Raw genomic sequence first — 14,017 nt, forward strand, 5'->3', positions numbered from 1 at the left:
GTGCTCGCTACGTCTTCTCTAAGCCCCGGCCAAATAGATGTTATCGATTGGAATCCCGAATGACTAAAGACCTCTCGACCTGGCTGGATACGTTGCTCAGCGAGCTGCAAGGCATCGAGGTGCGGCGCAAAAGCAGTCGGCGGATTCGTGTCGATGTGCAACCGGATGCCCTGCCGGCCTTGTTGGAGCTGCTCCGTGGGCGCGCCTCCTATGTCCATCTCTCCGCGATCAGCTGCGTGGACTGGATCGAGGAGAACGAATTCGAGTTGGTTTACCATGTATGGTCGTACGAGATCGGATCCTTGGTCTCGGCGCATACCCGGATTGCACGCAATCCCGGCGTCTATATCTCCGTCTACGATATCTACACCCCCGCAGCCTTCTTCGAGCGCGATATCCACGAGATGTTCGGTGTCTTCTTCGAGGGCAGTCCCGACATGAGTAAATTCATCCTGACCGAATGGGATGGACCGCCGCCGATGCGTAAGGACTTCGACTCGGAGGCGTGGGTCAACGCGCACTTCGATTTTCAAGACTACCAACCGGATTGGTTGACGGAGATCGAGGCCAAGGGCGGCGGCGTCGCCGTGCGTCCCGACGAGCAGCGTTTCAGCCGGAGGGACGTCGATGCGTCCTGAGAACTACGAGGCTCAACGCCAGCCGCCGAGCCACGAATACGAGCTCAATATCGGCCCCAATCATCCGGGCATCGAGGGCAACTATGCCTTCAAGTTGAGACTCCACGGCGACAGGGTACTGGAAGGCAAGGCCGATGCCGGGTATCTGCACCGCGGATTCGAGAAGCTCATGGAGGGGCGGCTCTGGATCCAGAACCTCGCCATCACACCGCGGATCTGTGTTCCGGACCCGGTCCCGATGGAGGTCAGCTACTGTCTGGCCGTCGAGGAGCTCTGCGGTCTCGAGATCCCCGAGCGTGCTCAATGGTTGCGGGTGCTCCAGCTCGAGCTCTCGCGCATCGCCGCGCATCTGTTCACCTTCGGCGGACATGCCGCCACCACCGGCATGTACAGCCCCATGTTCTGGGGGATCGCCGATCGTGACCTGGTCCTGGATCTCTTCGAGGAGCTCACCGGCGGACGCGTCTACCATATCTACAACATCCCGGGCGGCGTGCGGCGCGACGCCCCGGACGGTTTTCTCGATCGCGTCGGGAGTACGTTGGATTATCTCGACTCGCGTCTGCCGGACTACGACAATCTGCTGTTCACCAACCAGGTCTTCGTGCACCGGGCGAAAGGGGTGGGCACGATGAGCCGCGAGCAGGCGCTCGAATGGGGCGTGACCGGCCCGAACCTGCGTGCGACCGGACTCGAGTTCGACGTGCGTCGCGACGATCCCTACCTCGTCTACGACGATTTGGATTTCGACATCCCGACCGAGGAGGCCGGAGACGCCTGGGCTCGCACCTTGGTTCGGCGCAAGGAGCTGGTGCAGAGCATCCGGATCGCGCGTCAGGTCATCGCCGCTTTGCGGTCCATCGACGGCCCCATCCGCTGTCCGATCCCCAATCCATTGGCCTGGAACGTCCCGGCCGGCTCGGTCTATACCCGTGTGGAGTCATCCAAGGGGGAGTTGGCCTGGTACGTGGTGTCGAACGGTAGCGAGCGACCCTATCGCACCCACGTGCGCGGTCCCTCGCAGATGCATGCGGTGCAGGTGCTCGAAAAGCTCTCCGTCGGTTGCCGACTCGAAGACGTTGCCCAGACCATGTTTTCGCTCGACGCTTGCCCCCCGGAGGTGGATCGCTGATGCGCGACATCGACTACAAGGATAGGGGCGGGATACTGAACCCGCTGAAGAGTCTCTCCTTTTTCGGTCGCAGGTCCGTGACCGTGCCGCTGGAGCCGCGCGCCGCGTCGGCCAACTATCGTGGCTTCCATGTCAACGACTGGGAGGCCTGCATCGGCTGCAGTACCTGTCAGAAGGTCTGCGACAACGCGGCCATCACCATGGTCAGCATCCCCGATCTGCCGCAGGATCCCGCGAAGGGGATCCGCAACCTGCGTCCGGCCATCGACTACGGACGCTGCTGCTGGTGCGCACTCTGCGTGGATCTTTGTCCGACCGGCTCCATCTCGCTGTCCCGCGAGTATGTCCATACCTGTCTCGACAGCGAGCTGGACAGCTATTTCGTGCTGCCCGATTCCAATGGCATCCACGGCACACCGTATCCGAAAGGCTGGGCCAAGTCGGAGGATGCCGACCTGGTCGCGCTCGAACGCGCGCGGATGGAGGAGCTCCCGCCCGCCGAACGAATCGGCAACTTCAATGAGATCGTCGCCGGCTACGACGCGAACCAGGCGATCATCGAGGCCTCGCGCTGCGTGCAGTGCGGCATGTGTTTCGACGCCTGCCCGACCCACATGAACGCGCCCGAATACATCCGCGCCATCTGGAAGGGCGACCTCGAGCAGGCGGTCCGCGAGATCTATCGGACCAACCCGTTCGCCCACACCTGCGGCCGCGTCTGCACGCATCGCTGCGAGGATGCGTGCTCGGTCGGGCACCGCGGCACGCCGATCGCCATCCGTTGGCTCAAACGGTATGCCATGGACGCCGTGGATCACGAGCGGGTGAAGACGATCGCCGCCGAGGGCAAGGCGCGGTTCCTCTCCGGCAAGCGCGTCGCCGTGGTGGGGGGTGGTCCGGCGGGACTCACCGCTGCCTTCGACCTGATCAAGGAGGGCCATGAGGTCACCGTCTTCGAGGCCCGACCCAAGGCCGGCGGCATGGTGCGCTACGGGATCCCGGACTATCGCCTCCCGCAGGATCGCATCGACCGCGATGTCGACGTCATCGCCTCGCTGGGCGTGAAGATCCGGTACGGCACGCAGGTCGGAACAGACATCACGATGGCCGAGCTCGAGCAGGACTATGACGCCGTCATCCTGACCATCGGTCTCTGGATGGGCCGCTCGACCCGCATTCCGGGCTCCGATCACCCGCGGGTCAAGCGCGCGGTGACCCTGCTGCGCGACGTGGCCGATCAGGTCAAGGTCTCGGTGCCGACCTCCGCGATCGTGATCGGCGGCGGAAACGTGGCGATGGACGTCGCCCGGACGATTGCACGTCTCCAGAAACAGACCTACGGCCAAGTCAAGGTCACGGTGACCGCCTTGGAGGACCTGGAGCACTTCCTCGCCGATCCCGAAGAGATCAAAGAGGCCAGAGAGGAGGGCGTCGAGATCCTGCCCGCCCGTGGCCCGCAGGAGATCCTCTTCAAGCCGCGTAAGTATGAAGTCGACAAGGTCCATGGCTTGCGGACTTGGCGCGTGCTCTCCATCTTCGACGCGCAGGGGCGGTTTGCGCCGAGATATGATGAAGCCGACGAGCAGATCCACGAGGGCGAGATGGTCGTCGAGGCCATCGGTCAGGCCGCCGAGGTCGAATTACTCGGCGAGGAGCTGACGGAGCGCCTCGACTGGAACCGCGGCCGATTGAAGATCGACGATCAGGGCCGGACCAATCTGCCCTGGCTCTGGGCCGCCGGAGACATGGTGCGGGGTCCGGATGTCGTCTCCGCGGTGGCCGACGGACACCGGGTGGCCTCGAGCATCACTAGCGTTTTATCGATTCGGGAGGACGCGGCATGATCGAAGGAGCCGTGAGCAGCTACGAGAAGATCAAGTCCAAGACCTCGCTGCGCGAGATCCTGGAGGTCGCCTGCAGCTTCGAGGCGAGCGCGCGTGATTTTTACACCGACCTGATCCCCAAGGTCGGCAAGAACATACGTTGGCTGGTCGAAGAATTAGCTGCCGAGGAGCAGCAGCATTTCGATCTATTGAACGGACTGGCGAGCCGAGAAGACATCGCCGAGCAGATCAAGGCAGAGGTCCGAATCCCGGCGACCGACACCCGATTCTCCGATGCTGTTCAGTTGCCGGACTTGGGTGCCAAGCCGGACGATCAGGCGATTCTGCAGTATGCGATGGGTCGCGAGCAGATTGCCATGGAACATTATCACTCGCTGGCGGAGGGCACCGAACCCGGACCGATTCATGATCTCTTCAGCTATCTCGCCGACGAGGAGACCAAGCACAAGGCCGAGCTGGAAAAGGTCTACTACGAGGTCGTCCACTCGGGCGGGGTCTGATACGACGCCGCATTGAAGCCTGTCCGGAGCGCGCAGCGCGAACCGCGGCATCTTAGGTGACTCGAGCCGAGTCGCGCGCCATCACCCCGACCGACCGCTTGTTGAGGCTTTCTCGAGCCGTTCCGAAGGAAACCCGTCACACGGGGCGGCGCCGGTTCTGCTGCTGCGCGCGGATCGGAATCAGCGTCCGGAAATCCGTTTCGCATTGGCGAGCAGGTCGTCGATCTCGCGTTCAGCTTCGACCCAGTCCTCTGCTTCGTGTCCGGGCGCGAAACGACGTTTCTCTGCACGGTAGTAGGCCGCCTCATGGATCATGTGCATCCGCTCCTCGTCCGACACATTGGCGAGTAACTTCAGGCTGATCGATTTGCTTTCGGGTGCGTTCCGGGCGACTCCGGATTTTGCGGGTGCCTTCTTGGCGGGTGTCTTTTTCGCGACGGGGGTCGCCGTGGCGGTCCGTGTCGCTGACGGCGCTGCCTTCTTCTTCGTGGCTGTCTTTGCGGGGGGCGCGGGGGCCTTGCCCGGTGCCGGTTTCGCCGCCGGTTTGACGGCAGCGGCTTTTGTGGGAGCCTTCTTCGCCACGGTCTTCTTGATGACTGGGTTCTTGCTGTCTACGGCCGCCTTCGGGGCCGTCTTTTTGGTTACGATCGTTTTGTCGTCGGCCATGTCGCTCGCTCGCCTCTTGGATTCCGGTATGGTCTCTTCGGGGTTTTTACTAAGACCCCGTCGGTCATTGGACGTCGTTGATTCAAGACCGGCGGTTCCTCTCGTCATCGCCGATAAGGATACACGGGATTCTTGTTCTCGGGGCAAGAACAGAGGTATGAATTTCGGGCATCTTATTCCGATCTCAACGCCTGCGCCGGATCCGTGCGGGCAGAACGATAAGCCGGGTAGAGGCCCGCCAGCAAGGCGGCGCTCCAAGCGAGCACGACATCCTGGATCAGTGTCAGCGATGGGATCCGCATCTCCATGGTCCAGCCGAAGGATCGCAGATTAACGACCTCGATGAGGAGGTCCGCCATCACGAGTCCGAGGGGAATCGCCAGCACGCCTGCCGAGAGACCGAGAATCGAGGTTTGGGTCAGAATCAACAGGGTCAGCTCGCGCCGGGTTATGCCCGTCGCGCGCATCACCGCGTAATCGCGACGCCGCTCCAGCTCGAGCGCCATCAAGGCGCTCAGCACGCCGATGAATGCCACACCGATGGCCAGGAGACGCAGGACATGGGTTATGGCGAAGGTGCGGTCGAAGATGTCGAGCGATTGCTCGCGGATCTGCTCGTTCAGGCTGACGAGGACCGGGGCATCGAACGTCTCTGTCAGGGCGCGAATCCGCTCGAAGACCTCGGCTCGATCCGCGTTGTCGTGCACCATGATGCCGATAGAGGAGACGGCGTCGTCGGCCCAGAGCGTGGCGTAACGGCCACCCGACATGATCAGCATCCCCGCATCCGAGCCGTAGTCGCGAAAGATGCCGCCGATCTCGAAGGACTGCCAGCCCCTTTGCGTGAAGAGTTCAACCCGGTCGCCGACCCCGACGTCGTGATGATAGGCGTAGGGCTCCGAGGCGAGGATCAACTCGCCGGTCTCGAAACGCGTCCAGAGATCCGCGGCTTCTCCGCCGTCGAAGCTGAAACCGCTCGGACTGACCGACGAGGAGGTCAGCCCGAGCAGCAGCACCGAGCCGGTCTCCGACTCGACCCGCACGCTGCGCCCCATGCTGATCTCGGCGATGCCCGGAAGGCCGGCCAGCCGTTCCGCAAGCCCGGAGGGCAGGACGCCATCGGCGCGATTCCCTGTCTCGGAGGGCGCAGAGACATAGATGTCACTTTGCAGGGTCGTGTCGAGCCAGACGATCAGACTGCTGCGAAAGCTGTCGATCATGACGCCGACTCCGAGGGTCGAGGAGATGGCGACGGTCAGTGCGGCTGCGGCGATGCCTGTACGGGTGATGGATGCAGCCACACCGCGCGCCGCGAGCACGGCGGGGATACCGCCGATCGGACCGACAATGCGCGCCAATCCGAGTGCAATCGCGCGGAGCACGGCGGGGACACAAAGGCTGAAGCCGAGAATCAGGATCAGAATGGCTAAGAAGCCGAGACCGATCGAGCGACTCGGGATCTGTGCTGCACCCCATCCGACGACCATCAGGGTCAGACCGAACGCTCCCAGCCAGAGCACCCAGCGCTGTCCTCGGCGCTCCAGGCTATTGGCACGCAGCACGTCACGCGGCTGAGCCCGCGCGGCCTCGATTGCAGGTCCGAGCGCGGCGACCAAGGTAATCAGAAGTCCGGCGGTCATGCCTTTTACGACCGACAGCGGTGTGACGAAGAGCTCGCGCACGGTCAGTGCGAAGTAGATGTCGTTGATGGTGCGTGTGACCAGCTGCACCAAACCCCAGCCGGTCAGGACACCCAAGGTCAGGCCGAGTAGAGCGCCGACGAGTGCGAAGAACAGGGCCTCGGACAGGACCAAGGTGAATAGCTGTGCGCGCGTGCAGCCGAGTGTCCGCAGCGAACCCAGCAGGCTGCGCCGCTGCAACACGGCGAATGTCATGGTGTTGTAGATGATGAATCCGCCGACCAGCATGGCGAGCAGGCTCATGGCGGTCAGATTGGTATGGAAGGCCCGTGTCATCTGACGCAGGGTCTCGCTGCGTTGCTCGGATGCGACCAGCCGCAGACCGGGCGGAAGCGCTTCGGCCAGAGCAGACGCCTCTTCGGGCGTGATGACCAGATCGATCCGGTCGATGGTGCCGACGCGCTCTGTGATCTCTTGTGCGGTTGCGATGTCTGCGATCGCCAGACCCTCGAAACCGCTGGTCTGATTCGAGGTCAGGATGCCGACCAGCTCGGCCGAGAGCTCGCGGGCCCCGATCCGCAGCGGCAAGGTGTCGCCCGGAACGACACCGAGTCGCCGGGCGTCGCTCGCGCTCAGCAGAAGGGTATCGGGCTGTGTCAGGATTCGTTTCAGCGATGGACCTTCGACCGAGAGGCCGGTGCCTCGGACGGACGAAAAGGCCAGCAGATCGAGCCCGATCAGCGTGAAGGTCGCGTCGGCGATCCGCACCGGCGCCTCGATGATCGGCGAGGCATCGATCGCTGCAAGCCCGCCGTGGCGGCGCAGGTCTGCATAGACCGCATCCGGGATGCCGCCAGAGGCGGATTCGATGCGGTGGGTCGCACGTCCGGCGACCCGCTCGATCGAGAGGTCGAAGGCCCGCCTCGCGCTCTCGTTGGCGATGTCCACGGCGATCACGACTGCCACGCCGAGTGCGATGCCGAGGACCGAAAGACCGGACTGCCAGCGGTGGCGGGCCAGATAGCGCAGGCTGGCGCGGACGAGGACCGGAATCACCAGGCGAGATCTCGCGCCGAGTCGACCAGCTGACCCTTGTCGAGCGTGAGCACCCGGTCGGCGATGCGCGAGACCGCCAGGCTGTGCGTCACCAGGATGAGGGTCCGGCGCCGATCCGCGAACAGCTCGGCGAGGAGCGCGAGGATCTGCTCGCCGGTCTCCACGTCCAGGTTGCCGGTCGGCTCGTCGGCCAGGACCAAGGCAGGGGAATGGATCAGTGCACGACCGATGGCGACGCGCTGCTGCTCGCCGCCGGAGAGTTGGTCCGGAAATGCACGGGCGCGACCGTCGAGTCCGAGGCGCTCCAACATCTCGGTGATCCGCGGCATGCCCCGGGCGAGCGAGGTGCCGTTCAGCTCGAGCGGCAAGGCGAGATTCTCGGCGACCGTGAGGGTCGGGATCAGATTGAAGAATTGATAGATGAATCCGACTTGGCGCCTTCGCAGGAGCGTCAGGCCGGGCTCGCCGAGGGTCGACAGGTGATGCCCCATGACCTCGACGCGCCCTTGATCGGGCCGATCAATCCCGGCAAGGAGGTTGAGCAGGGTCGACTTGCCCGACCCGCTGCGCCCCAGCAGCGCGACGCACTCCCCGCGGCCCACGTCGAAGTTGATCCCTTCCAAGACCCGGTGCTCGGTTGTTCCCCCGCCCTCGCGGTAAAACTTGTGCAGGTCCCGGATGCGCAGCACCGGCCGATCGGCGGACGGTGGATCAAAAGCCGGCGCCTTCATGCGAGCCAACGCACCAGATAATAGACGCGCTGGCCCTCCGATGAGCTCGACGGCCCGTAGACGATCGCCGCATGGAGTCCGCGCTCTGCGTGCGCCCCCGCGCGAGCCCCGGCAAGCGCCGTCGCTTCGTCGTCGACCACCGTCACGCAACCCTCCGGGTAGCGAGCACGGTCGGTGCGTTTCGTCTTGATGATCGCGAACCTGTGGTCCAGCGAGGTCGACTCGGGGTCGATGAGAATATTGGGCATGAGGTATACGGTCTCGGAGGCTTGGATCGGCGGGTGCGTGCGGGACACTCGCTCGGCGGGCGAAACGTCCGCCACTTGGACAGAAGTGGTGCGTCCGCTCGGCGGGCGCAAGTGCGAATCGAAGGGAGGCGTCGGCCTTTTGGGCGTTGGTCGCGCTTCTGTTATCCTCGGCACCTTCGAACCGTTGCTCCTCCGGCCGTCTACGAATGCCGTCCCCCTCATGCCATCTCGGAGTCGTACCGTGATCGCCCAGCACGCGCTCGTTCTGAACCTGCATCAGCCCGCCGGCAATCTCGAGGAGCTCCTCGACAACCAGAGCTGGGAGGCGAAGGAGATCCTGTTCGCCCTGGATCGTATCCCGCGCAGTCTATGGGGCCACGAAGATCTGGCACGCGTCCATGTCTCCCTTTCCGGCACCCTGCTCGAGACCCTGTCGAATCCCGAGTTCCAAAAGCGTGTCTACGGCACCGTGGATTGCGGGTCGCTCCTGTGGCACTTCCAGAACGAGACGCTGTTCGAGGTCTTGGGCACGGGTTACTACCACCCGGTGCTGCCCCTGATCCCCGAGGCGGACCGCGAGGAGCAGCTGCGCCGCTGGCTCGGCATCGCACATCACCTGCTCTGGCGCCCGCGCTTCCAAGGTTTCTGGCCGCCCGAGATGGGCTTCTCGATGGAGTTGATTCCGCTGCTGCGCGCTTTCGGCTATCGGTACGTCATGGTCGACAGCGAGCACGTGGAGCCGATCTCGCCGATGAGCTGGCAGGAGCTTCGCTATCGTCCGCATATCGCGCGTTTCGGCGGCGAGGCGATCACGGTCATCGTGCGCGATCGCGATCTCTCCGATGCCCAGGAATCCGGGATGGAGCTGGATTGGTTTCTCGCCGAGGTCGCCGAGCGGACCAAGTGGTGCGACTTTACCCCCCTGGTGACCACCTGTACCGACGGCGAGAACGGGGGTTGGTTTCGCAATGTGACCGAAGGGGCCAACTTCTGGAGTGCCTTCTATCTGCCGCTGCTCGAGCGCGTCGCCGCCGGCGAGGCCGCGATCGCACCCACCTTCATCAGCCGCTATCTGGATACCTACGGGGCCCACGGCGAGGTGCGCGTGCGCACCGGTGCCTGGAACACCGGGTGGCACCATGGCCGCGACTTCACCCAATGGACCGGCTCGGATCGCCAGAAGGAGGCGATCGAGGCCTTCGCCAAGGCCAGCCGGATGGTCCATGATGCACGTTGGTACGCCACCGAGCGGGGCGTCCGCGAAGGTCCCGAGGCCGAAGCGATCGAGGAGGCGATGTGGCGTCTGCTGCGCGCCGAGACCAGTTGCCATCTTTACTGGGGCGAGGCCTGGGTGCCGCGGGCCGAGGCGGATCTCGAGGCCAGTCGGGCCGCGCTCGAGCGTATCGGGATCCGCCCGGAGCCTACGGATGCGAATATGGATGCACCCGCACCTGAGCCCGGGTCAGAGCCCTTGTCCGACTTGACCCCGGCACCCGATGCGCTCACAACGAACATTCCCGCCGAACCGGCCGCCGACACCCCTCCGACCCATGCACCCGATGGGCCGGCCGTCTCCGAAACACCGGCACCAAAATCCTCTTGATCCACCCCGGCAACCCCGGAACAACCCTTCCTCAAGGAGTCCAGCGTGAAACCGCTACCCGAGTACGTCGATGACCTTCCGAATATCTGCGGCCATGAGGCGGACGTCGAGGCCGTCGCTGCCGATGCGCGGACGCGTTCGCTCTTCGCCGATCGCGGCGGCATCGATTTCGGCTCGATCCGCTCGGCGACCGCCATCGCCCTGCACCAGCACCAGCCCCTGATCCCGGCGGGCGGCGGGGATCTGCGCAGTGCTGCCTTGATCAGCAACCTCCAGTACATGATGGAGAACCAGCACATCGGGGACAATTACAACGCCCCCGCCTTCGTCTGGTGCTACAAGCGAATGGGCGAGTTCATCCCGCAGTTGATCGGCGAGGGCAAGTCACCGCGCTGCATGCTCGAGTACTCGGGCACGCTGCTGCACGGTCTGCGCAAGATGGGCGAGCATCATGTGATCGATGCGCTCAAGGGCATGACCTGTAACCCGGACTACAACTGGGCCGTCGAGTGGCTCGGCATGCCTTGGGGCCACGCGGTCGCACCCTCTACGCCGGTGCAGGATTTTCGTCTGCACGTCAAGGCGTTTCAGCATCACTTCGCGGCCATCTTCGGGTGGGAGGCGCTGGAGCGGGTGCGCGGCTTCTCCCCCTCCGAGATGGCCCTGCCGAATCATCCCGATGTCGCCTACGCCTTCGTCAAGACGCTCGTGGACTGCGGTTTTCAATGGGTTCTGGTGCAGGAGCACACGGTTCAGCAGGTCGACACCGGGCGGCATCCGGAGCGCCCGCACATCCCGCATCGCTTAGTCGTCACCAACTCGCACGGCGATACCGCCAGCATCATCGCCATCGTCAAGACCCAGGGGTCGGACACCAAGCTGGTCGCCCAGATGCAGCCCTGGTACGAGGCACAAGGGTTGCAGCGGGTCGCGCTCGCCGGCAAGTCGATCCCGCCGCTGGTCACCCAGATCGCCGACGGCGAGAACGGCGGCGTCATGATGAACGAGTTCCCGGGGAAATTCATGGAGGTGGTCGGGGCGTCGAGTTACACCGACACGCCTATGATGAACGGGAGTGAATATCTGGAGCATCTCTTTGCGCTCGGGATCAAGGAGTCCGATCTCCCCGAGGTCCAGCCCCTGTTTAACGATCGCATCTGGGCGCGCATTCAGCCCGGCGACGGGCCGGAAAAGCTGGAAAAGGCGATCACCGAGCTCAAGCAGGAAGACGGCCGATTCCACATGGAAGGCGGCAGTTGGACATCCGACCTCTCCTGGGTGAAGGGCTACGACGACGTGTTGGGTCCGATGGAGGAGGCGAGCGTCAACTTCAACCAAAAGGTCCTGATCCCCGGTGTGCCCACCAACGACCCGCGTTATCGCAACGCGCTCTTCCACCTCATGGCCTCCCAAACCAGCTGCTATCGCTATTGGGGTCAGGGTCTTTGGACCGACTACGGGCGCGAGATCTGCCGACGGGTCAATGCGATCCTCGAGCAGGATTTCGGCTGACGACAATCTGGGAAAAGACCTTGCAATGAACGCATTACCGAACACAGAGGATCTCTCGGCCAGTTTCGAACTGCCGGGCGAAGAGCGCTATATCGCGTTTCTTGCGCGTGTCACGGAACGGGGCGAGGTCTGGACCTTAAAGGGAGATGATGGCTTCATCGCTTTCTCCGACGATGAGGGACGGGATTGTTTTCCCTTCTGGCCCGACGCGGCATGTGCCACGGCGCTGGCGACGCATGATTGGGCCGATTGCCGCGCCGAGCCGCTGGCGCTCGAGGTCTTCATGACCCGTTGGTTGACCGGTATGGCGAAGGACGGCCGGATGGTCGCGGTCTTCCCCGCGCCGGATGGCTCGGGCGTAGTCATTGCGCCCGAGACCCTGTTGGAGGATCTTCGGGAGGAGGGGGAGCAGGGCGCTTAACGGGGCTGTGTTGAAGGGATGATCCGAGGCCGCTCGCCCGCGGGCTGAACGGTTGCTCGCGCGTCCGTCGAGGTCACTCGCTTTGGTCACGACGGGATGAACGCCGTGAACGATACCTTGAGCAAGATCAAGGCTCAGGCAGAGCGTGCCCGAAACTCGCACGAGGAGGTCAAGGAGACCTCGGCGGAGAAGCCCACCCCTGCGGCATCATGTTGCATGTTCCCGGCGGTCGTTAAATCTGCCGGGGTCGCTCCCGTCCAAGAACATCGCATACCGCCGTCAGGCGCGGTTTAAGTCTCGGTGATCTCGCACGCGATCCGGTCATCGGCAACTCCCTCGCTGCGGAGCAGGTCCGCCAGCCTTCCGATGGGCGCTTCCGGGCCGGCCAGATAGAAACGCAGTCCGCGCAGATCCGGGTGATCGGCGCGGATCACCGCAAAGACATCCTCCGCACGGCCGCTCATCAGCGGCGTCAGTTGGAAGTTGTCCAGCGCATCCGTGAGCGCGCGGCCCCAACGTCCCTGGTGGTGCCCCTCCGGATATTGCGTGTCCCAGTAGAGGTGGAAGGACTCGATCACGTCGATGGAGATGGCGTGCTCGATCAGGCTCTTCGCCGGCGCGATGCCGTCGCCGAAGGCGATGAAGACCGCCGGTTCCGGCGCGTCCTCGGTCAGCACGAAGCGCCCGTAGGGCCCCTCGACCGCGATGAGGTGGCCGGGGTGCAGAGGCTTGAAGACCGCTTCGGAAAAGGTATCGGTGCCCCGTCTGACGTAAAACCAGAGGTTTCGGGCGTTGCAGGGACAGCTTGCGATCGGCAGCTCGCGGCTTGCGCCGTCTTCCAGCGTCAGGCGCACGCGTTGCCCAGACATGAACCGCAGGGTTTGAGTCCGCGGGGTCTGGACGTTCAGCGCGACCAGGTTCTCCGAGATCTGTTCGAGCTTGCGTAGACTGGCTCGGATCTCCTGATGCGGGAGATCGTTCACGCAAAGCGCCTCGGCCGCCTCGATCACGACGTCCGTGACGGCGGTGTGCGAGCAGGTCAAGAGATAACCCATCGCCTTCTCGCGCTCGCTCAGCACATAGTCGTGCTCGCGGATTCGCCGCGTCTCACCGCTGATCAATCGCCCCTTGCAGGCCCCGCAGTTGCCGCTCGCGCAACCGTAATTAAGGTTGATTCCGGCGCGCACCGAGGCGTCGAGAATCGACTCGTTGCCCTCGACGAAGTAGTCGTGACCGCTCGGGATGAGTTTGACGTTGGCTGCCATGATGCGAAGGAAGGTGTCTTTGGCGAAGAGTTGTGCGCGCTCGTCCGTGACCGCACTGCCGATCAGAGCCGTGCGGGCGTCGAGGAACCAGTCGCGCGTCTCGCATGCCTGTCCCCCGATATGATCGGGGGGCGCGTCGGCAAGCGCCTTCAGACGCTCGCCGACCTGGTCCAAAAGGTCCTCGGCGGCGCTCAAGGCCGACATACGCTCGACGAGCGTCTTGCTCATTGCCCGCAGCCGTGCGACCAGGACTTGCGGGCTGGGCAGCGCGGCGTCGTGCCCCTCGGTCTTGGGAAGCGCATCGCTTTTGATGCGCTCGACCCGCTCGAGCGCCGCGTCGTCCGTCAGACTGACGGCGGGAAAGGCACGAAGGAGATCGCTGACGGCGACCGAACCCTCGAAGGTGGCGATCTCGCCGCGTCTGATGCGTCGCTGCAGCTCGGCGCGGGTGACGCCGGCGAGCCGTGCGGCGCGGGACAGGCTCAGGTAGTCCATGGGCGTGAGGTCTCCGATAGGGCTGGAGGCGTGCGTTCCCCCAGCACAGAAAGTGCTGCCGTGTTCGATCGACCGATCAGCCGCGCTTGACGCAATGCGGACACCGCGGTTCGCGATGACTGTGGTTGTCTGCTTCGGCCGCCAGTTGGGCTTCTCCTGTGCGCCGGGCTCGATGAGGAATCAACGCGAAAAATCTCCCCCCGATCCCGATATCGTCCTTTCCAGAGCCTCCGCGCCTCCCGGCGTGCCTTCATTCCATCGGTTCA

Annotated in this window: 12 protein-coding genes; 7 read left to right on the forward strand and 5 right to left on the reverse strand. The window is 64.1% G+C overall.

Features of this window, described 5'->3' with window-relative positions; translation table 11 throughout:
• The first annotated feature begins 59 nt into the window (after positions 1 to 59).
• Genes LT988_RS22280 through LT988_RS22295 form a run of 4 tightly spaced genes read left to right on the forward strand, consistent with a single transcriptional unit; the run spans position 60 to position 4,114 of the window.
• Positions 60 to 638, forward strand: coding sequence for an NADH-quinone oxidoreductase subunit C (locus LT988_RS22280; RefSeq protein WP_232407701.1), 579 nt, complete (start codon positions 60 to 62; stop codon positions 636 to 638).
• A complete protein-coding gene (locus tag LT988_RS22285; protein ID WP_232407702.1) occupies positions 628 to 1,770 on the forward strand; it encodes an NADH-quinone oxidoreductase subunit D in 1,143 nt (380 codons plus the stop codon). Before LT988_RS22280 ends, LT988_RS22285 begins: the two co-directional genes overlap by 11 nt.
• The gene (locus tag LT988_RS22290; protein WP_232407703.1) at positions 1,770 to 3,614 is read left to right on the forward strand and encodes an FAD-dependent oxidoreductase; all 1,845 of its coding nucleotides are present in this window, start codon (positions 1,770 to 1,772) and stop codon (positions 3,612 to 3,614) included. The genes LT988_RS22285 and LT988_RS22290 overlap by 1 nt, the downstream gene beginning before the upstream one ends.
• A complete protein-coding gene (locus LT988_RS22295) occupies positions 3,611 to 4,114 on the forward strand; it encodes a ferritin family protein (RefSeq protein WP_232407704.1) in 504 nt (167 codons plus the stop codon). The genes LT988_RS22290 and LT988_RS22295 overlap by 4 nt, the downstream gene beginning before the upstream one ends.
• A 180-nt stretch (positions 4,115 to 4,294) precedes the next feature.
• Here the strand turns inward: LT988_RS22295 and LT988_RS22300 are convergent, their stop codons facing one another.
• The 4 genes from LT988_RS22300 to LT988_RS22315 form a co-directional block, all read right to left on the reverse strand.
• Positions 4,295 to 4,780: a DUF2934 domain-containing protein gene (locus tag LT988_RS22300; protein WP_232407705.1), complete on the reverse strand. Its 486-nt coding sequence runs from the start codon at positions 4,778 to 4,780 to the stop codon at positions 4,295 to 4,297.
• A gap of 173 nt (positions 4,781 to 4,953) precedes the next feature.
• Positions 4,954 to 7,476, reverse strand: coding sequence for an FtsX-like permease family protein (locus LT988_RS22305; RefSeq protein WP_232407706.1), 2,523 nt, complete (start codon positions 7,474 to 7,476; stop codon positions 4,954 to 4,956).
• Complete coding sequence (locus tag LT988_RS22310) at positions 7,473 to 8,207, reverse strand: ABC transporter ATP-binding protein (RefSeq protein ID WP_232407707.1); 735 nt, start codon at positions 8,205 to 8,207, stop codon at positions 7,473 to 7,475. Before LT988_RS22310 ends, LT988_RS22305 begins: the two co-directional genes overlap by 4 nt.
• Positions 8,204 to 8,455: a hypothetical protein gene (locus LT988_RS22315; RefSeq protein ID WP_232407708.1), complete on the reverse strand. Its 252-nt coding sequence runs from the start codon at positions 8,453 to 8,455 to the stop codon at positions 8,204 to 8,206. Before LT988_RS22315 ends, LT988_RS22310 begins: the two co-directional genes overlap by 4 nt.
• A 241-nt stretch (positions 8,456 to 8,696) precedes the next feature.
• Here LT988_RS22315 and LT988_RS22320 point away from each other — a divergent pair, with 241 nt between their 5' ends.
• From LT988_RS22320 to LT988_RS22330, 3 genes are read left to right on the forward strand one after another with little or no spacing between them, the layout of a single operon-like run.
• Positions 8,697 to 10,058, forward strand: a complete 1,362-nt coding sequence (locus tag LT988_RS22320; RefSeq protein ID WP_232407709.1) for a glycoside hydrolase family 57 — start codon at positions 8,697 to 8,699, stop codon at positions 10,056 to 10,058.
• A 45-nt stretch (positions 10,059 to 10,103) separates the two neighbouring features.
• On the forward strand, positions 10,104 to 11,570 hold the full coding sequence (locus LT988_RS22325) for a glycosyl hydrolase family 57 (protein ID WP_232407710.1): 1,467 nt from the start codon (positions 10,104 to 10,106) through the stop codon (positions 11,568 to 11,570).
• A gap of 25 nt (positions 11,571 to 11,595) precedes the next feature.
• Entirely contained in the window at positions 11,596 to 11,991 is a 396-nt protein-coding gene (locus tag LT988_RS22330) for a DUF2750 domain-containing protein (protein WP_232407712.1), read from the forward strand.
• Between the two features lie 290 nt (positions 11,992 to 12,281).
• Here LT988_RS22330 and LT988_RS22335 read toward each other — a convergent pair whose 3' ends face one another.
• Positions 12,282 to 13,751, reverse strand: coding sequence for a 2Fe-2S iron-sulfur cluster-binding protein (locus LT988_RS22335; RefSeq protein ID WP_232407713.1), 1,470 nt, complete (start codon positions 13,749 to 13,751; stop codon positions 12,282 to 12,284).
• Positions 13,752 to 14,017 lie beyond the last annotated feature (266 nt).

This window comes from Thiocapsa bogorovii, from assembly GCF_021228795.1.
GTDB classification, from domain to species: Bacteria; Pseudomonadota; Gammaproteobacteria; order Chromatiales; family Chromatiaceae; genus Thiocapsa; species Thiocapsa bogorovii.